This is a genomic window from Marinigracilibium pacificum, from assembly GCF_012926615.1.
GTDB lineage: Bacteria > Bacteroidota > Bacteroidia > Cytophagales > Cyclobacteriaceae > Mangrovivirga > Mangrovivirga pacifica.
In genome coordinates, this window is record NZ_JABBNU010000001.1 from 53,254 (window position 1) to 77,230 (window position 23,977).

At 34.6% G+C, this 23,977-nt stretch carries 22 protein-coding genes and 1 riboswitch; of the genes, 12 read left to right on the forward strand and 10 right to left on the reverse strand.

From position 1 onward, the window contains the following. From HH304_RS00275 to guaB, 7 genes are all read right to left on the reverse strand, one after another. Positions 1-1,395, reverse strand: coding sequence for a peptidylprolyl isomerase (locus tag HH304_RS00275; protein WP_271711447.1), 1,395 nt, complete (start codon positions 1,393-1,395; stop codon positions 1-3). Further along, the gene (locus HH304_RS00280; RefSeq protein ID WP_169677445.1) at positions 1,349-2,233 is read right to left on the reverse strand and encodes a peptidyl-prolyl cis-trans isomerase; all 885 of its coding nucleotides are present in this window, start codon (positions 2,231-2,233) and stop codon (positions 1,349-1,351) included. The genes HH304_RS00275 and HH304_RS00280 overlap by 47 nt, the downstream gene beginning before the upstream one ends. After that, a complete protein-coding gene (locus HH304_RS00285; RefSeq protein ID WP_169677446.1) occupies positions 2,208-4,109 on the reverse strand; it encodes a peptidylprolyl isomerase in 1,902 nt (633 codons plus the stop codon). The genes HH304_RS00280 and HH304_RS00285 overlap by 26 nt, the downstream gene beginning before the upstream one ends. 86 nt (positions 4,110-4,195) lie before the next feature. Next, a complete protein-coding gene (locus tag HH304_RS00290; RefSeq protein ID WP_169677447.1) occupies positions 4,196-4,615 on the reverse strand; it encodes an ATP-binding protein in 420 nt (139 codons plus the stop codon). Continuing rightward, positions 4,605-4,949, reverse strand: a complete 345-nt coding sequence (locus HH304_RS00295) for an STAS domain-containing protein (RefSeq protein ID WP_169677448.1) — start codon at positions 4,947-4,949, stop codon at positions 4,605-4,607. Before HH304_RS00295 ends, HH304_RS00290 begins: the two co-directional genes overlap by 11 nt. Positions 4,950-4,981: 32 nt before the next feature. Beyond that, positions 4,982-7,009, reverse strand: coding sequence for a PP2C family protein-serine/threonine phosphatase (locus tag HH304_RS00300; RefSeq protein ID WP_169677449.1), 2,028 nt, complete (start codon positions 7,007-7,009; stop codon positions 4,982-4,984). Positions 7,010-7,107: 98 nt separating this feature from the next. After that, complete coding sequence (guaB, locus tag HH304_RS00305; protein ID WP_169677875.1) at positions 7,108-8,583, reverse strand: IMP dehydrogenase; 1,476 nt, start codon at positions 8,581-8,583, stop codon at positions 7,108-7,110. Positions 8,584-8,712: 129 nt separating this feature from the next. Between guaB and pnuC the strand changes: the two genes are divergently transcribed. Together pnuC and HH304_RS00315 are read left to right on the forward strand one after the other, a co-directional pair. Continuing rightward, complete coding sequence (pnuC, locus tag HH304_RS00310; protein ID WP_169677450.1) at positions 8,713-9,339, forward strand: nicotinamide riboside transporter PnuC; 627 nt, start codon at positions 8,713-8,715, stop codon at positions 9,337-9,339. After that, positions 9,294-9,830 (forward strand): AAA family ATPase, encoded by a 537-nt coding sequence (locus HH304_RS00315; RefSeq protein WP_169677451.1) that lies wholly within the window; start codon positions 9,294-9,296, stop codon positions 9,828-9,830. Before pnuC ends, HH304_RS00315 begins: the two co-directional genes overlap by 46 nt. On the opposite strand, the gene HH304_RS00320 is transcribed toward HH304_RS00315, so the two are convergent. Next, a complete protein-coding gene (locus tag HH304_RS00320; RefSeq protein WP_169677452.1) occupies positions 9,823-10,617 on the reverse strand; it encodes an SDR family oxidoreductase in 795 nt (264 codons plus the stop codon). The two genes, HH304_RS00315 and HH304_RS00320, sit on opposite strands and share 8 nt — an antisense overlap. 75 nt (positions 10,618-10,692) lie before the next feature. Further along, positions 10,693-10,789: riboswitch (TPP riboswitch) on the forward strand. A 62-nt stretch (positions 10,790-10,851) separates the two neighbouring features. Between HH304_RS00320 and HH304_RS00325 the strand changes: the two genes are divergently transcribed. From HH304_RS00325 to HH304_RS00335, 3 genes are read left to right on the forward strand one after another with little or no spacing between them, the layout of a single operon-like run. Then, positions 10,852-13,215: a TonB-dependent receptor gene (locus tag HH304_RS00325; protein WP_169677453.1), complete on the forward strand. Its 2,364-nt coding sequence runs from the start codon at positions 10,852-10,854 to the stop codon at positions 13,213-13,215. 1 nt (position 13,216) lies between these two features. Next, positions 13,217-14,272 (forward strand): DUF6687 family protein, encoded by a 1,056-nt coding sequence (locus HH304_RS00330; protein WP_169677454.1) that lies wholly within the window; start codon positions 13,217-13,219, stop codon positions 14,270-14,272. 17 nt (positions 14,273-14,289) lie between these two features. Next, positions 14,290-14,856, forward strand: a complete 567-nt coding sequence (locus HH304_RS00335; protein WP_169677455.1) for a hypothetical protein — start codon at positions 14,290-14,292, stop codon at positions 14,854-14,856. On the opposite strand, the gene HH304_RS00340 is transcribed toward HH304_RS00335, so the two are convergent. Further along, positions 14,848-15,318, reverse strand: a complete 471-nt coding sequence (locus HH304_RS00340; protein ID WP_169677456.1) for an Hsp20/alpha crystallin family protein — start codon at positions 15,316-15,318, stop codon at positions 14,848-14,850. The two genes, HH304_RS00335 and HH304_RS00340, sit on opposite strands and share 9 nt — an antisense overlap. A 26-nt stretch (positions 15,319-15,344) precedes the next feature. Between HH304_RS00340 and HH304_RS00345 the strand changes: the two genes are divergently transcribed. The 4 genes from HH304_RS00345 (at position 15,345) to HH304_RS00360 (ending at position 20,220) form a co-directional block, all read left to right on the forward strand. Further along, on the forward strand, positions 15,345-17,093 hold the full coding sequence (locus HH304_RS00345) for a M14 family zinc carboxypeptidase (protein ID WP_169677457.1): 1,749 nt from the start codon (positions 15,345-15,347) through the stop codon (positions 17,091-17,093). Between the two features lie 76 nt (positions 17,094-17,169). After that, a complete protein-coding gene (locus HH304_RS00350; RefSeq protein WP_169677458.1) occupies positions 17,170-18,294 on the forward strand; it encodes an IPT/TIG domain-containing protein in 1,125 nt (374 codons plus the stop codon). A 281-nt stretch (positions 18,295-18,575) separates the two neighbouring features. Beyond that, complete coding sequence (locus HH304_RS00355) at positions 18,576-19,982, forward strand: MATE family efflux transporter (protein ID WP_169677459.1); 1,407 nt, start codon at positions 18,576-18,578, stop codon at positions 19,980-19,982. 1 nt (position 19,983) lies between these two features. After that, positions 19,984-20,220 carry a hypothetical protein gene (locus tag HH304_RS00360; RefSeq protein ID WP_169677460.1) on the forward strand — a complete coding sequence of 79 codons (237 nt, stop codon included), beginning with the start codon at positions 19,984-19,986 and terminating at the stop codon, positions 20,218-20,220. Positions 20,221-20,255: 35 nt separating this feature from the next. On the opposite strand, the gene lgt is transcribed toward HH304_RS00360, so the two are convergent. Further along, the gene (gene lgt / locus HH304_RS00365) at positions 20,256-21,116 is read right to left on the reverse strand and encodes a prolipoprotein diacylglyceryl transferase (RefSeq protein WP_271711448.1); all 861 of its coding nucleotides are present in this window, start codon (positions 21,114-21,116) and stop codon (positions 20,256-20,258) included. A gap of 170 nt (positions 21,117-21,286) precedes the next feature. Between lgt and HH304_RS00370 the strand changes: the two genes are divergently transcribed. From HH304_RS00370 to HH304_RS00380, 3 genes are all read left to right on the forward strand, one after another. Next, positions 21,287-22,942 carry a hypothetical protein gene (locus HH304_RS00370; RefSeq protein WP_169677462.1) on the forward strand — a complete coding sequence of 552 codons (1,656 nt, stop codon included), beginning with the start codon at positions 21,287-21,289 and terminating at the stop codon, positions 22,940-22,942. A 122-nt stretch (positions 22,943-23,064) separates the two neighbouring features. Next, complete coding sequence (locus HH304_RS00375) at positions 23,065-23,517, forward strand: MarR family winged helix-turn-helix transcriptional regulator (RefSeq protein ID WP_169677463.1); 453 nt, start codon at positions 23,065-23,067, stop codon at positions 23,515-23,517. A 30-nt stretch (positions 23,518-23,547) separates the two neighbouring features. Then, positions 23,548-23,970, forward strand: a complete 423-nt coding sequence (locus HH304_RS00380) for a DoxX family membrane protein (protein WP_169677464.1) — start codon at positions 23,548-23,550, stop codon at positions 23,968-23,970. The last annotated feature ends 7 nt before the right edge of the window (positions 23,971-23,977 follow it).

The following is a 23,977-nucleotide window of genomic DNA, read 5'->3' on the forward strand; positions in this document are numbered from 1 at the left end:
TTATTGCATGATCTTACAGTTCTTGTACTCCGGATCAATCGCAATATATACCTCATCTCTCGCCTCTAAAAACCACGCTTCTTCCTTCTCTCCCTGCTTTTTAATCAGGGCAGCTCTTTTGATCCGTTCAAAATCGTCTGTCAAATTAGCCTCATGTGGCTGAAAACGATCTTTATAATAAATAATTCTGGCAGCTTCTTGTTGGTGCATTACCGTTCCCGGACTTGAAACAACAAATGTTACCGGAGTAGAAACATCACCAACTTTCATTGAATCAATAGTGAAATAAATGTTAGCGTCCATTTCTTCAGCTAAAACTCTTGGCACACCTGATTGATCCGTAAAATAACCGCCAGCATCAGCTGTATATTTATCATCACTATACTCCTTAGCTGCTTCTTCAAATGATAGACTATCATTCAATATAAGCGTTCTTAAGCTATCTAAAAAGTTTTTTGACTCTGCAACATCAGCAGATGTGATTTTCGGAGCTATCAATATATGGCGACTGCGATATTCATTTCCTCGTCTGTCAAGTAGCTGAATAAGGTGAAAACCAAAATCTGACTCTACAGGCTCACTAATCTCTTCTTTTTCAATGCTATATACTGTTCCTTCATACTCAGGCACAAAAGATCCTCTTGTTGTCCATCCGTACTCACCCCCTTTAGCTGCAGAACCCGGATCTTGAGAATATTTCATTGCCGCATCAGCAAACGTCATCTGTCCGGATTCAATCTTACTTTTAAGATCGTTTAAAAAATCAACAACTCGTTGCTTTTCTTCCTTATTTATTTCCGGATATTTTACAATCTGCCCGACAGTTACCTGGGTTGAGATAAATGGTAAACTATCTGATATACTTTCATAAAAATTCTTTACTTCACGAGGAGTCACAGTTACATCACTGGTAATTTCAGATTGCATTCTTTGAATGGTCATCTGCTCTCTGATCTGATCGCGTAACTCACTTTTGATAGATTCTAAAGAACGACCATATAATTGCTCTAATTGAGCTTCATTACCACCAACAGACTGAATTATCGATTGAACACGACGATCAAGGTTAGAAGACACATCTTCATCAGATACTATTACTGAGTCAATTTCTGCTTTTGCAAGCATTAATTTTCCAATCACCTGCTGCTGTAAAATACGGCATTTAGTTTCATCACTAGCATAGTTGCCACGACTTAAAAAATCAAGGTATGCACGCTCAAGCTCAGATTTTAAAACAATATAATCATCTACCTTGGCAATAATCCCATCAGCAGTAATCATATCACTATTATCATCCTGAGCAGAAAGGTTTATAGATATTATACCCAGAAACGCTACAACTAATGTTTTACTGACCAAATAATTCAAACTCTTCATTTTCTTTAGCACTTTCATATATGTCTTCTTCCAGTTTATTGGATAGCTCTACTTTTCTTTTATTAATTAATATGGTTCTAATCTGATCTTTCACCACATCAACTGGTGAAATTTCATCAGTAATTTTATAATCCTTAACTCTTAAAAAATATCTGTAATTATCATCGGTTGTCTCATAAAAATTATTTCCCTTTAAAAACTGTATTTTATTGGGAATATCAGCAATTGGTGTACCTATGATTAACTCATCAAAATTTTGCCATGTGGAGTCATCCAACATATATACCTGAGCATTGTTATAGCAATACTCCTGTAACTCCTCCTCATTAATTTCTTTTGCCCTGAATTTAGTTCTAAATTGAGAAACATTTGGTGCATCTTTTGATAATTTGACAAACCTGCCTTTTATAATGTTTTGCATAAGTTTGAAATTATCCGAATGCTCTGAATAATACTTATCAATCTCCTCGTCTGACACTTCCTGATCAAGTTGCTCATTGATGTGCTTTTTCTTGTATTCATAAATCAACAATGAATACTTATATTCCAAAAGCCTTCTTTCAAGTTCAGCTTCATCCATCACCATATTATCCTCAGCCTTAGCAATAATCAACTGCTGACGAACCCACTTATTGATATACTGATAAACTCTATTTGCACTATCAGCAGCACTCATATCACTTCCTGTTAATCCCTTGAGGTCTGATTTATAGAGATATTGATCTCCAACCCTTGCTATAGGATCTTCATCAATAACCTGACCTTCATTTTTGAGTTTCAACCAATCACAGGAAGAAAGCATTACAACCATTATCAAAATGGTAACCCCACTATATCCTTTGTTCTTCAAGTTCATTTATAATTGACTCTAATAATTCTTCATTTACGATTACCTCGTACTTATTTCTTAATTCCTCAACCCATTTTGCTTCAAGATACTTTTGATATCTTGAGACTACTTCACCTCGAACTGAAGACAATGGTTTTGTAGTTGCTGTAAGCATTTGGTCAATGTATATTATTGCAAAATACCCATTTTCATTAACATACTGCAAACCTTTTTGCCATGGTGAAGATCTAAAATATTGATAATCGGACTTATCAAAAACTCCGCTTTCAACAACAGCATTCATTTTTTTAAGATCCTTTGTAAGAATTTCTCTTTTTGATAAATCAGTAACCCATGTCTCATCATTATCAATTAACATAGCAATGCTATCCGCTACTACTGGGTTTTTAATTACCGTAAACCATAATTTCGCTGATTCATTTGCTAAGTATTCATCCTTTATAGAATCATAGAATTTATTTAACCCTAATGTATCTGAATTGGCTTTATCCCACACTTGAGTTTCCATTATCTCAAACAAAACCATACCATCAGAATATTCATCAAGAAGAAACTTGAAATCCGAATTAGTTTCATATAACCATTCAACTTCTTTTTCTTCTAATGCTTCTTTAACAGCAGCCTCAAGCTTTTGAGCATTAGTGCCTGACAATTTCTGTTCTTTAACGTATTTATTATTGAAAGAAGAATTTCCTATGTAGAATAAAACTGCTGTGTCTGCCAGATTATTGCCTCGTGCAAAATCCTTATATGCCTCAGTTTCCTTATAACCAAACTTATTTTTTAGTGAATCAGTTAGAGATTCCTCAACTGCCTTCATTCTCGAAGATCCTGCCAACCTAATTTTTAAATCTCTTTTTGACTCCTTGAAACTTGGTATTGGCTGCTTTTGAATTAGTTTAATAATGTGCCAGCCGTATCTGCTTTTTACAGGTTTTGTATAATCTCCCGGCTTTTCTAAATCAAACGCAGGATTTAATATTTCTTCATCTAATTGACCAGTCCCAAACCACTGTAATTCACCTCCATTATCCTTAGACCTGATATCATCTGAATAAATCGAAGCCATTTCATTCCAGGATTTTCCATTTTGCAGTTCATCATAAACTTTGAAAATCTCCTTTTCCGCAGCATCAGGATTATTATTATCAACTTTTTTATAGATGTGAGCTATAAGAACTTTTCCTCGAGCATTTCTAATATCATCAACATGTATCAGATGATATCCAAAGCGAGTTCGTACCGGACCAGAAGTTTGACCTGGAGAAGTGGCAAAAGCCTGATCTTCGAATGGCTCTACCATTTGAAAAGCAGTAAAATATCCTAACTGTCCCTTATTAGACACCACTGATGGGTCTTTTGAATATTTAACCGCCATCTCCCCGAAATCAGCTCCGTTTTCAATAAAGGATTTGACCTCAATAGCTTTATTATAAGCTTTAAGAGTGTCTTCAGGGCCTGCGTTCTCTGCTACAGTAAATAATATATGTGCTGCTTTTACTTCTTTTGTGGTACGCTCATACATTTTATTTACTAATGAATCTGAAACCTGAGAAGATAGTAAATATGGTTTTACAAGCTGACTTTTATATTGATCATATTCCTTTTGGAACTGTAATGAAGAGTCTACCTTCAGATAATGACCTTCTGCCACCTTCAGTTTAAACGATGTATAAAGGTCTAAATAATTTCTTATGCTTGATTCTACATTAGAGCTTGTATCTCTGTTATTCTTATTATAAGCATATAAAAATTCGGCTGCGCTGACACTATCTCCAGCGACAATAAGAAGTGGCTCTGGTGCTTCTGACTTGAAAGAATTGACTTTACAGGCAGAAGTAAAAATTATTAAAAGAAGAATTGCTGATAAGCTACGGTACATTAAAAATTCCAATTGGTTATTCGTAACCTGCAATGTTAAGAAAAAGTAGAAGCTTAATGGAAAAGAAAGGTGTTTTTTTGCAAAGTTTAACTTAATGATAGCTTTTTATATAAAACACAACGACTTCCATAGTCATCACTTTCAAGCTCTATCTTGTCAATCAGGCGTTTTACGAGCATCAAACCCATCCCTCCTTTACTTCTCTTTTTGATCAGCTCATTGAGATCAGGCATTTTATATTTATTAATATCAAAAATACATTTGGAGTCAACAATATCCACTCGTATCGTATCTTCTTCCTGCTTACTTATTTTAACTTCAAAAATTTGATTGTTATTACATTCATGACCATGAATGATTAGATTGGCACATACTTCATCAATAGCCGTTACAAGCATATAAACATCATCTTCTGACATCCGCCAATTAGATAATGAAGTTGACACAAAATCTCTTATATGCCTCAAATTGCCTTTCCTGCAACTAGCTTTATATCTAAACTTCATTTAAATATGATTTAGCATCTTGTTCATTACTTTTAATCGTCAGCACCTGATGAAGGCCTAAAATCTCGAAAGTATTAAAAACTTTATTATTTAATCCACAAATCACCATTTTCCTCCCATCTGATTCCATTGGTTCAACATACGACATAAACACCCCTAATCCTGCTGAAGATATATACGAAAGCCCACTACAATCAATCAGTAATTTCCCCTCGCCTTTATCCAGAGCCATAGAAATCTGCTTATCAAGCTCTATTGATGAACTCGCATCAACCTCTCCGGTAATAATTACATGGTAAATACCATCATTCTTTTTAGTGCTGATTTCTAGCATCTTGTACGAAAATATTTATAGTTAGTTATATTCTATTTAAATTTTATTACCATCATCGTATAATCATCCTTTAACGGATTTGTATCACAAAAGTGATAAACCTCTCTAATAATTGCATCCTGGATGTCCAATGCATTCAAATCTTTAAACCTGGACAAACAAGATTGTAACCTTTCATAACCAAATTCTTCACCATCCGGGTTTGTCGCTTCAGTTATCCCATCTGTATATACGATTAAAACGTCTCCTACACTGTAAGAATATTCATTTTCTTGTACATAAGGTAAATATTCTCCTCTTCTAACAATTCCAAGACCGAGACCTTTATTCTTAAAATAGAATGTTCGATCTTCTTTTTTATTGTAATACAATGTTGGACAATGGCCTGCTCTAACAAACCTAATTACCTTCTCTTTTACATTAATTACGAAATAAGAAAGTGTAACGAAATTATTCTTCTCCAGTATTCTTCCCAAAGTTTCATTTGCCCTGACAATAAAATCAATGGGATCAAGCCCAAAAGTTACTAAACTATGAAAAACCCCTTTAACCTGGGACATATTAAATGCTGCTGAAGTTCCTTTACCGGAAACATCAGCAATTACAAGTGCGATATTTTCCTCGTCAATTTTAAAAGTGTCATAATAATCGCCACCAACCTCATCTGCTGCCTGTGAAAAACTGGTGATATCATAACTTTCATGCTCTATTAGCCTGTCAGGAAGTAAACTTTCAGACACCTTTTGAGCAATCTTTAACTCCTCCTTATATCTTTCATTTACTATCGCTTCATCCATCAATCGGGCATTTTCAATAGATATCACTGCCTGTGCCGTAAAAGTTTCAATAATTTCGAGCATGTCCTTATTAAACCCGTCTTTCACTTCCTTCAGGAGCACTAAATCACCCGCAGAGACACCTTGAATATTAATTGGGCATACTAAGACAGATTTATATACCCCCTTATTCATTGAATAGATTTTACGTCGTCGAAATATTGATGACTTTTTATCCTTTGAGGTTTCAATACCTGTTTTAATTGCTGCAATATCAGATTCTGATATTTCATAGTGAAGTAAGAGCTCTTTACCCTTTTCAGTAATTTCTACCCAACCTGCATCTGCAAGAACGGCACTCATCGAACTATTAAGTAGTACATCAAATACAAACTCGTCTTTTTGCTCTGAATGAAAGGTTTGAGAAAGGTCTTTAAACCTGAGTACATCGCCGAGCTTTTGTTCAAAAACCGAACTGGTAGGTAAATTAAAAAGAAGTACTAATACCGAAAAGACAACATAAATTGACATAAAAGTAAACAATGCCGCAATCGTAACATTTGATTGCAACAGCGTAATACTAGCTTCGGAATTTACTCTAACTATTACCAGGTTAATGAAATAATAAAGATATACCCCTGTTAAGGAAAGGAGTAAAATACTCTTCAACTTTTGGTTAAAATTGAGATAGGCTACCCACTTCATGTTAACTGAAAGGACAATACTCATTACAACCAAGAAAAAGTAAACTGAAAGAGGGAATGGGTCAGTAAATTCTAAGTCCCAAAAGTTCAGTAAAATTGATACTAATAATGTGTATTCAAAGATGTTCCATAGCCGCAGTAGCGAAATTGTTTTCTGATAAAGTATTAGCCTTTTGAAAACGTGATAAGATGAAATCAACAGAGCACTGATTACACCAATATTTATATGATATTGAATATTTAGTACAAAAGGGTTTACTGATATGCTATGCCCTTCGAATAAAGTAAGAAAATAAGAAAGCCCGATTGAAACGAAGATAGCAAGGAGGCCAGTGATAAATACACGCCATAACAGATCAATAAAATTACTGCTCGCATAACGTTGAACCTGAAAATGATAATATATAAACAGGAATATCAGAAATGAATCAAGAAAAGCCCTTGAAAAGAAGTTTTCTACATTGATTGCCAAAGAGTTCTTCGTGGTGAATAGTATTATAACATCCACAACAGAAAGGCCGATCCAGCTAAAGAGCGCACCAAAAAATACAAGCCTTCTTATGATCTTTGACGATAACATGGCGTCAATATAATATTTAAGTTTTTTAACCGAAAACAAAAATAAAAGAGCTGCTTGATGAGCAGCTCTTTTTATCGTTATTTTTTGTTAAGTTCCTATTAATAACGTGCACTATAATTTGGCGCCTCTCTTGTGATTTGAATATCATGAGGGTGACTCTCTTTAACCCCTGCAGCCGTAATTTTTACAAATTTAGCTTCTTTCATGATTTCAATATTCTGAGCTCCACAGTAACCCATAGAAGCTTTTAAACCTCCAACAAGTTGGTAAATCACCTCAGACACTAGGCCTTTAAATGGTACTCTTCCAACAATTCCTTCCGGTACGAGCTTTTTAATATCATCTTCAGCATCCTGGAAGTAACGATCTTTAGATCCAGACTCCATTGCCTCGACAGACCCCATACCTCTGTAGGTTTTGTATTTTCTTCCTTCGTAAATAATTACTTCTCCTGGAGCTTCTTCAGTTCCGGCAAGTAACGAACCGATCATTATACTGTCAGCACCGGCTGCAATAGCTTTGGCAATGTCTCCTGAAAATCTGATACCACCATCAGCAATTACTTTAGTTGGTCGACCTTTTAAAGCTTTAGCCGCTTCATAAACAGCTGATAACTGAGGAGCACCAACACCTGCGATGATTCGAGTAGTACAGATACTTCCTGGTCCTACACCTACCTTAACACAATCAGCACCAGCATCTGCCAATGCCACTGCTGCTTCTGCAGTTGCAATATTTCCAACGATCAAATCAAGATCAGGAAATTTAGATTTAATAGTTTTAGCAGTTTCAATTACTCCCTTCGAATGCCCGTGTGCAGTATCAATACTTACGACATCAACACCTGCTTTAACTAACAATTCTACTCTTTCTTGAATATCTGCAGTAACACCGACAGCAGCACCAACTCTCAATCTTCCAAAAGAGTCTTTACATGCATTAGGCCTATCCTTGTTCTTTAAAATATCTTTATATGTAATCAATCCGATAAGATTGTTTTTCTCATCAACGATTGGCAGTTTTTCGATTTTATGTTCCTGAAGGATTGTTTCTGCTTCTTCAAGACTGATACCTTCTTTAGCAGTAATAACATGATCTTTAGTCATTATATCAACAACCGGTAGACTTAGGTTCTTTTCAAACCTCAAATCACGGTTAGTAATGATACCAACAAGCTTGTTGTCTGAATCAACAACTGGTATACCTCCGATCTTGTGCTCCTTCATAATTTTAGCAGCATCCCTTACTTTAGCATCAATAGCCAGAGTAATCGGATCGATAATCATACCACTTTGTGAACGCTTAACTTTTCTAACCTGCTCTGCCTGCTGCTCTTTAGTCATGTTCTTGTGAATAAACCCAAGACCACCTTCTAAAGCCATGGCAATAGCAAGTTCTGATTCAGTAACAGTATCCATTGCTGCTGAAACAAGAGGAGTGTTAAGCTTAATGTTGGGAGTTAAGTAGGTACTTGTATCAGTGTCTCGAGGTAATACATCTGAATAAGCTGGTACCAAAAGCACATCATCATATGTGAGCGCTTCGTAGAGAAATTTTGATGAGTCTAACGACATAGCAAATAACTTTATAGGAACTATTATTTGCCGTGCAAAATTAGCCTTGCGACACCACATTTAAAACAAGTTTGTATAAATTATTTTTTAATTGGTTAGTTTTGTCACCAATCTGACACCGTCAACCACATGATCGAGTTTATTACCGAAGGAATAAATAAAGGATTAAATAATATGACCTGGCTGGAAGCAATTGCCGCTTCTTTTGGCATTATTAGCGTTATTTTCTCCATTTTAAAAAGTATTTGGGTATATCCCACTGGTATTATTTCTGTTTGTATCTATGTTTATATCTGCTTTACAAACAAACTTTATGCAGACACTGGGATTAATGTCTATTACTTTATAATGAGTGTGTATGGTTGGTATATTTGGTCTCAACGAGACCCCAACGACCCATCTCATCATACTCCGGTGACAATTAATTCGAGACAACAAAATATTATTTCAATAGTTATAACCATTCTATTCTGGGTCTTAATCACTTTGCTTTTGAGTAATACTGATAGTGATGTAGTTTATTTTGATGCATTTACAACATCATTTGCAATGACCGGAATGTATCTAATGGCTAAAAAGAAGGTTGAAAACTGGATAGCATGGATAATTACAGACTTGGCTTCTATACCTTTGTACATTCATAAAGGGTTGATATTTACCGCTGTTCAGTTTTTTGTATTTTTAATATTGGCGATAATTGGTCTGATTGCATGGATAAAAACATACAAAAGAGAACACAGTTACGAATTGCAGTAACCGGCCCTGAAAGTTCAGGCAAAACTACTCTTTCAAAAAAGCTTGCAGACCACTTCAAGGGTATCTGGATTCCGGAATATGCCCGCGAATACCTTACAAATATTGATCGCCAGTATACTGAACATGACCTCCCTGAAATTGCCAAAGGTCAATGGTGGTTGTGGGAAAACATCAAAAACAATAAAACTGATTTATTTATCGCTGATACAGACCTCCTTGTAATAAAAATCTGGAGTGAATATAAATATGGATATACCCATCCATTCATTAAATATTTACTCAAAAAACAAAATTTTGATGGTTACATCCTCACAAAAGCTGATATTCCCTGGGAAGAAGATGAACTCAGGGAAAACCCTTTAGATCGTGACAAACTTTTTAATATGTATTTGAATGAATTGAAAAATCAGGCTACTCCATATATTGTTGTAGAAGGTCAGGAACCTGAAAGATCTCAAATAGCAATAGATTTTATTAATAGCCTCAAGTAACACTTATTTTCTCAAGCATTTTGGCTAATAATCCTGGCCATAATCTTTTCAAGACAATTCCTGATGACTCTTTCAATCCTGCGATATATACCTCTCTTTTATTTTTCTTTATGGCTTTTGCTATCTTTCTGGCACACCTGTCAGCTGGTATTCCGTGCTTGTTTCCTGGCTCAAAAGTACCCAATGGACTTCCATCGGCTGTAACCGCCTGTAAAGTAATTGGCGTTTTAATAAATCCCGGACACACCAATGTTACTTTGATATCATATTTTGAGTTTTCAGCTCTAACAGAATCAAAATACCCATGGAGTGCATGCTTGCTTGCCGCGTATGTAGACCTGAAAGGAGTACCATATTTACCTGTAACACTGCTTGTGGCAAGGATGTGTCCTTTACGCCTTTCAATCATATAAGGAAGTACAATTCTGGTAAGTGCTACTGCACTAAAGAAATTTACTTCCATGATTTTTCTGGTTGCACTAATATCTGTTTCACTGGCAATTGACCGCTGGGTTACACCTGCATTGTTAACCAGAATATCTAATTTCCCATATTTATCAAGTACCTTTTGGAATGCAGGTCGTAATAATGACTCATCGGTAACATCTAATGGAAGAATCATGTGATTTCCTTCTGCACATTTTGACAGAACCTTTGTTAACTCATCTTCTCTTCTTGCGGATAAGACTACTGACGCTCCCTGATTACTTAGCTCAATAGCTAAAGCCTCTCCAATTCCAGAGGATGCTCCTGTGATCCAGGCAATTGAATTACTGATTTTTGTCATAACAGATATTTTGCAGCAAAATAATATTTTCTAAAACATTATTGAATAATCTCCGTCCTTATTATTAGAATTGCAATGCAAATTCAGGGGTGCCCTAAAATTCCGGGCTGAGATCATACCCTTATCACCTGATTCCGGTAGTGCGGACGAAGGGAGTAAGATTTTAAAAACACCTAAAGGTTAAGGTTCAGCTACCCCTGTCTTGCTGATGTTATACCTTAAAAACCTTAAATTATGTTACGCTTAACTTTATTAAGCTTACTTTTATTTCTATCAAATCTGCTATTCGCTCAGCATTCCTTTTCAGGAAATATTACTGACACAAATGGCCAGGCTGTCATTGGTGCTTATGTTTTGCTAGGAGAAAAAGCACAAACTGTTACTGATGAAAAAGGATATTTTGAGTTCAATAATATTCCGAAAGGAACATTTACTTTAAGAATTAGTCACATTAGTTTTGAAAGATTCAACAAAGAAATATCTATTCCTGAAGAGTCTTCAATTAATGCGATTCTGACAGAACAAATTATACAAAACCAGGAGGTAACTGTTTCTGCTTTGAGGGCTGGTGCAAAAACACCAACAACCTTTCAAAATATTAGTAAAAAGGAACTTAATGAGCTTAACCTTGGACAAGACTTGCCTTTCTTGCTTAACCTAACTCCATCTTCAGTATCAACTTCGGACGCCGGTGCCGGTGTAGGATATACCGGAATCAGAATAAGGGGAAGTGACGCAACCAGGATTAATGTTACTATCAATGGAATTCCTATTAATGATTCTGAAAGTCATGGAACTTTTTGGGTAAATATGCCAGATCTGGCCTCTTCTGTTGAAAGTATTCAAATACAGAGGGGAGTGGGAACATCTACAAATGGATCCGGTGCTTTTGGTGCGTCGGTTAATATCGAAACCAATAATCTTAAAGAATCTGCTTATGCTGAAGCATCCTTTTCCGGAGGATCTTTCAACACTTATAAAACAACTTTAATGTTTGGGTCAGGTTTATTAAATGACCATTTTATAGTTGAAGGTAGATTATCTAAAATTACAAGTGATGGATATGTTGATAGAGCAAGAAGCGACCTGAAATCTTTAAATATTGCTGCAGCTTACACCTCAAAAGATCATCTGTTAAAATTTATCCTACTATCTGGAAGGGAAAGAACTTACCAGGCATGGTATGGAGTCAGTGCCGAAGATATCAATACATTTGGAAGAACTCACAACTGGGCGGGTTACTACTATAATCAGCTAGGCGAAGAAGGATATTATGACAATCAGGTTGACAATTACGGACAGGATCATTATCAGTTATTATATACTTTCAGTGGTCACCCGAACTGGAAAATAAATACTGCACTGCATTATACAAAAGGAGAAGGGTATTATGAAGAATATCACGGATCTCAACCTTTTAGCGACTATTATCTTGATCCGATTGTGTTTCAGGATACTATAATTACCGAAACTGATCTAATAAGAAGAAAATGGCTTGATAATGATTTTTACGGAGCGACCTTTTCAGCTGAATTTAACCCGAACGCTCCTTTCCAATTAACTTTTGGCGGTGCCATAAACAGGTATGATGGAGATCATTTTGGAGAAATAGTCTGGGCTAGATTTACTTCTCAAACAGAACAAGATTATGAATGGTATAGAAATACCTCTGTAAAAGATGACTACAATTTCTATATAAAAGGTCTCTATGACTTTGGAGATCGGTTTTCTGTGTTTGGAGATTTGCAATTAAGAATGATCGACTACAAGTTGGAAGGAATATTTGATGGGTCACAAGAAAATAGATCGTTAGCTTATAACTTCAACTTTTTAAATCCTAAGCTTGGATTTAACTATGCAGTATCTTCTGAACTAAGTCTATACGCAAGCTATGCTATGGGTCGAAGAGAGCCTGTAAGAAGTGATTTTGTAGATGCACCAGCAGAAGAAGAACCACAACCCGAAAAATTAAATGATTTTGAACTCGGGTTAAAAACTCAAGGATACAAGTTTGCAGCTGAAATTAATGGTTACTTCATGTATTATGTTAACCAGTTAGTTTTAACCGGGGCAGTTAACGATGTTGGAGGATATATTCGTCAAAATGCCGGAGAAAGCTATAGAACAGGAATAGAAATAAGTGGAATTTATAAATTTAGTCCCAAATTTAATCTTGAAGGAAATCTTAGCCTCAGTAGAAATCGAATTGAAGAATTTAATACAGTCGGAACTAATGGACTAGAGACTTATGAAGATACTCAGATTGCATTTTCTCCAAATACTATTGCTGCTTTAACATTTAATTATTCCCCTGCAAAGAACTTGTCTTTTAATCTTATGAATAAATATGTGGGTTCTCAATACCTGGATAATACTCAAAGAGATGCAAGCAAATTAGATGACTATTTAGTCAACGATTTAAAAGTTGGTTATAATCTAGATGTGAAAAAAGGAATTAAGTCGATTTCCTTTGACTTATTGGTCAACAATATATTTGATCAGGAATACATCAATAATGGATATATGTGGGGTGATATTCCATATTATTATCCTCAGGCAGGAAGAAATTTCCTGGCTGGAATGACAGCAAGATTTTAAAATGAAATTTGTTCCTTTTCACGATATACCAAAACCTGAAAAATGCCTTGCGGTCGATTGTACTCACCGCAAGGCATTACCATTAAGTCATTGGAAAGAGGCAGGCTCACCACCAAAACTTCATGATGATACCTCAACTGCAATTACACTGAATGCAATAAAATCAGGTCTCCATTTAGAGTTTGATTATGTTACAAATAATCATTTTGATATTGATGGATTTCTTGGAGTGTGGTCTCTATTAAATCCGGAATTAGGACTTCAGCATGAGGAAATATTCAGACAAGCAGCATTAATTGGTGATTTTCGAGAGTTACCTGATTTATCAAATTCTGACAATTTAACAGCCTTAAAACTTGTATGTCTAATAAATACTCTTGAAAAAAAATTATTTTATGCTCCCTTTGAAGCCCAAGATCAAATCGAAAAGGAAAGCAAAGCATGCGTTGAAAAATATCAATTCTTTAACTCAAAGTTTAATGACTACTTGTTCAACCATGATAATTTCGAGCATTTGTGGATTGACGAATTCCAAAAGGTAATCGAAGGAAATAAAAATATAACTTCTATAATCGATGTTGACCATATCAGACTTAAAATTGTAACCGCTGCAAAACCGTCACATTATTACTCACTTTTTAAAGGTTCTGAGAATTCTGACATGGTTCTTACTATTTATCCAGAGAACAGGTATGAACTTGAATATAAATATACCACCTGGGTAGACACTAATAGAATTTCCTTTCCTAGAGTTGACATGACTTCATTGATTGATACTTTAAATAGTCTTGAAAAAAACAAAGGATGCTGGACAGGTGATAAAATTACAGATACAGGACCAATATTAAGACTAAGTAATGAAAGCTTATCAAAAGCAGAGTGCTTTGACCATCCGTTTAACAGACCGATTCATAAAAGTAGTATCGATAATGACACTTTCATTAATACAGTGATTTCTTTTTATGAGGATGCCTATAAACATATAACTCCGAAAATAAGATATACCTGGAAGGAAATTAAAGAATGGAATATTAACAAAGACAAAATTCAGGATTAAATCTTTAGTTTTACACCATGTCATCTCATCATGTAATCAGGGAAGGTCAGGAACCGGCAGTATATCTCAGAAATACTAATTCTATATATTTAGAAGCACTATTTAACTTGTTAGAATGGAGCCCATATCTGATAGTCAATGACGAAACCTATGAGTTTACAAAAATCCATCAATTAAAAGTCGATGCTATAATTAGTCAAAAATTAGTGTATCAAGAGCCTAATGTTCATATAATTGATTCATCAGAAGATTCTAATGATATTCAACTTTTAGAAAAATGGATAAAAAAGAAGAATTGTGATCTGGTTGAAATTTTTGATACAATAGAAAACATAACCCTTGATATTAGCTTAGATCACTCTATTGGAATTATTGATAGCAAGATTAAATATAGCTATGTGAGGAACTCATTTGAAAAGTGGTTTCCAAAGTTCCAAAAATTGAAAATCAGGAGTACAACAAAAAATCAAGACTTTAACTTCGAAAATATCCAAATAGATGGCCAGACATTCAATGTTATCGCTGAAGGACTGGCCAAAATATCATCTAACTCACCATTCTACATTGGTGAATTTCTAGAATAACCACTGATTACCAGGATATTGCTTAACATCAATTCTTTTATGAAATCCGGGACCATCATGATTAAATGGAAAATACACAATCAATTGATCGCCTCCAGAAAATGCTTCAATCTTTTGAAAATCAACATCTCTTGGAATATTTATCATGGCTTGTACCTTTGGAATCATCACATCCATATTAAATGTTTTAGTTAATGAGCTAACAGTCAGTTTATCGTTAATCACATCAACTTGCAGATCTTCAGGAGCAATACCCGGAACATCTACTTTCAATTCATACATCCCCTCGATTCGTTTAAAAATAACATTAGGTTTTACACTTCCTCCATTAATTGTATTCATGAAGTCTGTCGTCAATAATAAATCATTAGGTATTTTTTTATAAATCTTCATATCATTCTCAACTTTCTTCAAATAATTCGAGATATTTAAAGCAAAGTTTATTCCAATATATTTTTTCATTTGTTATGACAAATAATCAAGCCAAAATGTCGTTTTTAAGAAAATCAAATGACTTATTGTCAGTTTTGATCATTTTTTTATTGAATATACCTTTTGTTTCAAACGCACAATTTTCTACAATTTTTGAGCAATCAAAGGGGAAAAATACTGCCACTTACGAAGAAGGAATAGCCTTTTATAGAAGTCTGGCAGCAAAATACAACACTATCAATATTGATAGTGTGGGGCTTACAGACTCAGGCAAACCTCTACATTTGGTAACCTTCTCATCAAACGAAGTATTTGATTATGAGAAGTTACATCAAAGTGGAAAAAAGATATTGATGATCAACAATGCTATTCATCCCGGAGAGCCTGATGGTGTGGAAGCTTCAATGATGCTCTTACGTGATATAGCCACAGGAAAGGTTAAAGTTGACAAAAACATGGTACTTGCAATCATACCTTTTTACAATATAGCTGGAGTTCTAAATAGAAATAGTTTTACCAGGGCAAATCAAAATGGGCCTGAAGAATATGGCTTTAGAGGTAATGCTAGGAACTTCGATCTTAACAGAGATTTTATAAAATCAGATACCCGTAATGCATTTGCTTTTCACAATGCATTCCTGAAAGTTAAACCACATCTTTTTGTAGATACCCATGTTTCGAATGGAGCAGATTACCAATATGTAATAACTATGGTTTACCCTCAAAAAGATAAGCTTGGGGGAGCAACAGCTAAGGTTCAGGAAGAAATCCTTATGCCGTTCTTGTTTGGTGAAATGGAAAAATCAAAATATCCGGCAGTTCCATATGTTAATGTGTTTGGAAGAACTCCTGACTCCGGCTGGCAACAGTTTTTAGAAGGACCAAGATATTCTTCCGGATATGCTGCTTTATTTCAAACTATTGCCTTCCAAAGTGAAACCCATATGTTGAAGCCTTTTTCTGACAGGGTAAATGCAACCTATCTGTGGCTAAATAAATGTATTAAAGCCCTGGAAACACATGGTGATGCAATTGCCAAAGCTCAGGCAGAAGACAGGAAAAACTTAATGGATCAAACCCGATTTTCGTTAAGCTGGGAAGTTGATACATCCAGATTTCAGACTTTAAAATTTAAAGGTTATGAAGGGGAAACAATAGAAAGTAAAGTTTCAGGAGGTGACAGGCTTTATTATAATCATAATAAACCATTCGTTAAAGACGTTAAATTTTATGATTCTTATAAGCCAGTCAATGTAATCAATGCTCCAAGGTATTACATTGTACAGCAACAATGGCATGAGGTAACATCACGTTTAAAAAACAACCATGTTAAATTGCAAAAAGTTAAAAGCGACACCACCTTACTAGTTTCGTACTATGTTATCAATTCTTTTGAAACGGTAAACAGACCATACGAAGGTCATTATTTACATTACAACATTAAAACCAGTAAACTGACCAAGGAAGTTAACTTGAGAAAAGGAGATTACCTTATTGATGTAAACCAACCTTCAAAGAGATATATCATTGAAACACTTGAACCAGAAGGACCGGATTCATTTTTTGCCTGGAACTTTTTCGATACCAGGCTACAGAGAAAGGAGCATTTCTCGCCCTATGTATTTGAGGATGTGGCTGCAGATCTGATTAAAAAAGATTCAGCATTAAAAAATAAACTTGATCATGCAATAAAAGAAAATTCGGAACTGGAGGGAAATGCCTATGGGCAATTGATGTTTATCTATGAAAATTCAGACTATTCAGAAGAAGCATTTATGGAGTATCCGATTTATCGATTGGATTAATATATTTATCTAAAAGAAAAATCATCACTCAATAATTATAATACTTTTGGCTTTATTTTTTTAAACAAATAGAGCAATGCAAAAGTATATTTTTTTATTAGCCATAGTACTTGGCTTCATGGCATGTAAGGATCAAGAAACTCCAAATCCAATTATTACTGATATTGAGTCAGACTATGCGAATAGGGGAGAGATGATAACTATTACAGGTTCAAATTTTACAAATGAAACTGAAATTGAAATCAATGGGATTCCAGTTGAAATTGTAGGAGTAACTAGTGAAGGAATCCAAATTAAAGTTCCAGAAAACGCAACTGCGGGAGACCTTATTGTAAAACAAGGTAACACAGAAATTAATACCGGGTATTTTCATATTTATACTCCCGCTACTGCACTTTATTATACATTTTGGAATGACAATGAGGTCAGCTTTATTAATCTTTTAGCAAATAATTCAATATCCGTTTTGTACGATAACCAAAACATAAATGACTATCCTAATGGGCTTACACATGACAAAAATGGATATTTATATTTTGCTGAAGAAGTCTCTAATAGAATTATAAAAGCAAAAGAAGATGGATCTTCTTTTGAAGTACTTTATGATTCTGAAGACGGAGTATCTACTCCAAGTTCAATTACTATAGACTATTCAACTAATAAATTATATTGGACAAATAAAGGCAATGGTGCAATTATGGTTGGGAATACTATGGGAACAGAAGTACCTTACCCACTATTTGGTGAACAAGAAGTTTTGTGGTATTCATATGGTATTCAGGTTGATTCAATAAACTCAAAAATCTATTTCAGTGATTTTATAGGCTCTATTAAGGTTGGAGAGTTAGATGGAACAGGAACACCAACAGTTATATACGACACAAATAATACTGACAAAATTTACTGGCCTTCAGATATTTATACAGATTTCCTAAGAGGTAAAATCTATTGGACTGATGAGTCTCTTAGCGTTATAATGGAAGCAAATATAGATGGTTCAGGAGATATAAAGGAACTATTTAACACTAGTGATGGATTAAATAGAACTGATGGCGTTTATGTTGATTATGCAATGGGTAAAATCTATTGGTCAGAAACAAATAATCAACAAATTTGCAGAGGAAATTTAGATGGCTCTGGAGAAAAAGAAGTATTAGCAAACGGCCCAAGATCATATGGTATGTATTTAAAATTTGAATAATTTATTTCAAATTGATGAGACAAAAGCTTTCTGGAATTCAGAAAGCTTTTGTTTATTTATACCTCGCTTAAAAAGATCATTTATCCTATAAAATAAATCATGACAAATAAGTAACCCTTCAGTCAAATTGATTAATTTTAAGAAATTTCCATTTCAATCATGATTCTATTCATGCCATATATCCCAGTCGCCGGATCGGTGAAATAATCAGAGAAGCAAATCACAATTATTCTCTGAAGAAAGTCTATTTCACATTCTTTCACTTTTAATTATTAAATGGCATGAGTCGGTTAATCAAACGATCTAAACATATATTTTATTTAATTGGTCAGTCACTTGGTGGTGAAGATCATTCTTTTACAAAGGGTAGCATTAAAACTGCGCTAATAATCTTGTCGGTTCCTATGATCATAGAAATGGTCTTCGAATCGCTCTTCGCTGTAGTTGACATATACTTTGTAAGTAAAGTTGGCACCGCTGCTGTTGCTTCAGTTGGACTTACAGAGTCTGTAATGACCCTGGTATATTCACTTGCATTTGGCGTAAGTATGGCTGCTACTGCGATGGTGTCAAGAAGAACAGGAGAAGGAGATCATACAGGAGCAGCTAAAGGAGCGGCCCAAAGTCTGATAATCGCTTTACTCCTTTCAGTTACTCTGGCTATCGTTGGCTTGTCATACAGCAACGAAATATTAACATTAATGGGTGCGGAACCTGCATTGGCTGAATATGGCAGCATTTATTTAAGCTGGATGTTCGGGGGTAATATCACCATTGTATTCCTTTTTGTTATCAACGGAATTTTCAGAGGAGTCGGAAAACCCAGGATTGCCATGTTTTCCCTGTTTGTTTCAAACGGGCTAAATATAATTCTTGACCCGTGCCTTATTCTTGGATTGGGATTCTTTCCTGAACTTGGACTAAAAGGTGCTGCTATCGCTACTACAATTGGCAGGGGATTAGGAGTAGCCTTTCAGCTGTTCCATTTATTCAAAGGTCATCATAGTTTGAAATTTTCTAGTGATATGTTCATTCCGGATCTGACAATTCTAAGAAGGCTGTTGAAAATTGCAGCAGGTGGAGTTGGGCAAATGCTCATTAGTTCAGCTGCATGGATATTCCTTGCCAGAATTGTAGCGGAGTATGGCGAAGCTGCATTTGCAGGTTATACAATAAGTATCCGTGTTATCATATTTGCAATATTACCAGCATGGGGGCTTTCAAACGCTGCTGCTACTTTAGTAGGACAAAATTTAGGTGCAGGTGAACCAGAAAGAGCTGAAAAATCAGTATGGATGGCTACAAAAGCAAACCTGGTATTTCTAGGCATTCTGGCATTGAGCTTTGGAATATTTGCTGAAGAGGTAATCAGTATATTTGATGACACACCTGATGTTCTTGCTGTAGCAATTCCATGTTTACAAATTATTTGTTTGGGATATGTTCCATTTGGGTTGGCTATGGTTCTTAGCCAGTCATTTAATGGTGCCGGCGATACACGGACTCCGACCTTAATAAACTTTATTTGCGAGTGGGTCTTTCAAATTCCTGTTGCATATCTTATGGCCAAAACTTTCGGACTTGGCCCATATGGTGTATTTTTGACTGTTGCATTAACTTCAGTTGTGATGGCAACATTATTTTTTATTAGATTCAGGCAGGGAAACTGGAAAACTCAGAAGGTATAAAATGGATAACAAACAATTATTTGTAATAGATCGGGTAGCATCAATGGGGTTCTTTATCACATTGATAATTTATATGAACTATAAATCATTGACAGCTTTACTAATAGCAACATATGTGTTATTGGTAACATCAATTGTAACGAAATTCTTTCTATTTAAAAGATCAGGTCAAAAAGTTTATTTGCTCTTCGCATTTCTTTACCTGGCTCTGGTCGCAGCAGTATTTTATTTTAAATAAGAAAAGGCCCTGATTGATATCAGGGCCTTTTCTTATTATTTCTTATTTTCCTTTTCTCTCTTCATGCTAAGCTTTGGAATTCCATAAGGCTCATTCCATTGCTTCCACATAACATATAGCCCCCCTATTAGGAAAGGTATACTTAGCAGCTGCCCCATGTTAATTAGCATATCATCTTCAAAAGATTTCTGATTAGCCTTGGTAAATTCTAATAAAAACCTGGCACTAAATAACAATACAAAGAAAAGACCAAAAATGACCCCTCTGCCTAATTCCTTATATTTCTTATGATAAAGAATATTTAATACTATAAAAATCCCTAGATATGCTAAAGCCTCATATAATTGCCCCGGGTGACGAGGTACATTATCTACTTGTACGAATATAAAAGCCCATGGCACATCTGATGGTGCTCCAACTATTTCGCTATTCATCAAGTTTCCTAACCTGATACACATCCCAGCCAACGGACCAACTAACGCAAGCATATCCAACAACCACCATTTTTCTATTTTCTTATTTTTGGAGAACAATAATAGGGCTAATAAAACTCCTAAAATACCTCCATGACTGGCTAAGCCCCGAAATCCTGTAATTTCAAACTCAGGTTCAAACTTAAAAGGTAGAAAAATTTCCATCGGATGCTGAGAAAAATACTCCCAGTCATAAAACAAACAATGCCCTAAACGAGCACCAATGATGGTTCCCAAAACAACATAGGTAACTAAAGAGTCAAGATAATCCTGCTCAAGACCTTGCTTCTTAAAATATTTATTTAGAATGATGTAGCTTAAAATAAAGCCACTCGCAAAAAGTAAAGAGTAATAGTGAATAGCCAGACTTCCAAGATCAATCAATATTGGATTAGGATTCCACTCAATAAAATTTAAAAGCATAATCAAGTTTATGGTTAAATTATTGAAGCAAAGATAAAGGTAAATATTAATGAAGCTACCCCGAATAAAGAAAATAGCAATTTAATTATTATTTTTTAGCTTAAATAATACATCAACCGTCTAAAAATTATATTATTTTGTTATTTTGAGGTGAATTTTTAATAAGTGTGATGAGACTATTATCAGTAATATCCTTTTTTATAGTTGGTTCTATTTTCTGTAATGCTCAGGAAGAGCCGGATGTCGTTAGACAAATCACCTATATTAACCTAAAGGATTCAGCAAACCAGCCATTTTTCAAGAGTGGCATGGAGCTATCAAAAATTCTTATTGAGGCTTGTTATAAAGGCGAATTGGACGCGTATTACATTGACTATAAAGACAATAGCAAAATCACAGAAATTTCTCCGGAAGAAGTTGCCAAAGAGCTATCTGCACAAAAAGATGGTGAGATAAACACTAATTTATTTGATGCCTGGTCTGATAATAAAAGATATTCAAAAGGAGATGTTGTTCTATTTGAGGAAATGCTTTACGAGGCTACCCGAGACATAAGAGGTAAGAACCCAAAGAAAAATAGTAAGTGGAAATTAGTAGATTCTGGTAAAGGCCAAATCCCGTACAATTCCCTATACCTTATGGGTATTGATGAAACTGTTCTTACTCACTCCGGAAACGTAAAAAGAATCTTAAACTACATAAGTTTTTATTTACACCCTTTACAAACGGGAGATGACATTCAATACTTAGTATCGTTTGAATTTGATGATGTCAGAAAGTACTTGAGTAAGAGAAATCATTATCTATGGTATAAAAATAATCATGGCCCATGGTGGTCTGGTTCGGTTTTTAGTGATCCTGGACTAAACTATCTTCATCACACAAACTTCTTAAAAGATTTAATCTATATCAGTGAGAATTCTTCATTAAAACCATTTTTACTAAATAGCGAGGGATATAGAGAAGATATACCATTATCAACTATTAATGGTTTAAAAGAGAATGAGTATTACTTTTCGTTTGTTGAAGATGGAATTATTGCTGGAGAAAACATCAATTACATTGAATTACTAAATAATGAAGGACAGCTTATTGCACTTTTTGATTTTTCAGATTACAAAGCTTCAGTTTCAAAAGTATACCAAATTCAATTTACTCCAATAATTTGCACATTCGATATCGCACTTATTATGCGATATTTTAAAACCAGTGATTTATTGAATCCTATGCAAATAGGAAAAAATGGTGTTTTCCTGTTTGATGAAGCAACTGCAGACCCTTTATCTGAAAGCTTTACTTTCGGAACGGAAGTCGATTTCACTCCTGTTGAAATAAAAGGGCCGTTCGAAAACGAAAAGGTATCAAGACTTATTCCTGGAATACCAGGTGCAGAAACTGTTAAATATGGTTTTATTAATGAACTTGTTCAGGCAATAATAAATGGCCAAATAAAAGCTTATGACTCTTTTGATTTTAATAATGAACTAGATTTAAATTCATTAAAGCAAACTTGGTCTGACGCCAATAAAAACCATATTAATCAAGAAAAGCCAATTGAAGTATTATTTGATTATTATCAATCTGTACAGTTCGACAAATTCGGACAAAATAAGAAATATAAATCAAAAGGACTGGCCCTGGTAATTCCTTATTGGTCTAACCCTGGTGGTTTTGACCAACCACTTGCCTTTTTTTCATGGAAAGATATAAACAAACTATTTAAAGATCAGGCTAATTATCCCAATGGAAAATTGTTCCTTCAGGCATTACAGAACGATGAGTTTCAAATGATCTATTTATACAATTCTTATATTAGGCAAAAGTAACTTTACATTTGGTTTTTGCTCAGTATCAAAGAGTTGTTTAAACAATTTTTATTGATTACTGTTAAGCAAGCATTGAGAATATCATTAACAATGACTATATTTGTTTAGACAAAATTTGTAATATGAAGATAGAGGAGGCTATTAAAACAAAAGGGTTAAAAGACAATTACGAAAAAGTATTTGTTAATATCATCTACACAAGTAATTGGTTTAAATCAAAGCTCAAAGATCTTTTTAAACCTTATGACATTACCCAAACACAATATAATGTGTTAAGAATTTTAAGAGGTAAGTATCCAGAGCCTTGTAATCCCGGATATATTACCAGTGTTATGATCGAAAAAATGTCAGACGTAACACGATTAATAGATAGACTAATTGATAAAAAGCTTGTTGAACGCAAGGTTTGTGAATCAAACAGAAGAATGGTTGAAGTTTTTATAACTCAGGAAGGACTTGAGTTACTTGAAAAACTTGAGCCAATAGTTGAATCGTCTCGTATGGATTTAAAAGTTTTAACTACAGAAGAGGCTGATCAACTGAGTACCCTTCTGGATAAACTTAGAGGACAATAAACACTCAATTTTTTAAACCTATAAACAACCATGATAACCCAAATTTCATTTTTACAAGAACCCTGGACAGTTGAATTGATAATTAAAATATGCTTATCCATTTTTTTGGCAATATTATTTCTTCAGTCAGGCCTTGACAAAGTTTTTAATTATAAAGACAACGCAGACTGGTTAAAAAGTCATTTTGCAAATAGCCCGATATCAGGTCTTACAGGCTTAATGATTCCTTTAATAACTCTTTTAGAGACAGTTGCTGGGTTAATTTCTGCAGTAGGTGTGATAATGTTAATAATCTCACAGTCAGAAACTTTCGCTTTTATTGGAGCATTATTAAGCACCTTAAGTATTATTAGTTTGTTCTTTGGACAACGAATGGCAAAAGATTATGAAGGGGCCTCAACTTTAACCGGTTATTTTCTTATCTGCGTTTTTACATTATTCTTGTATATATAACAATTCA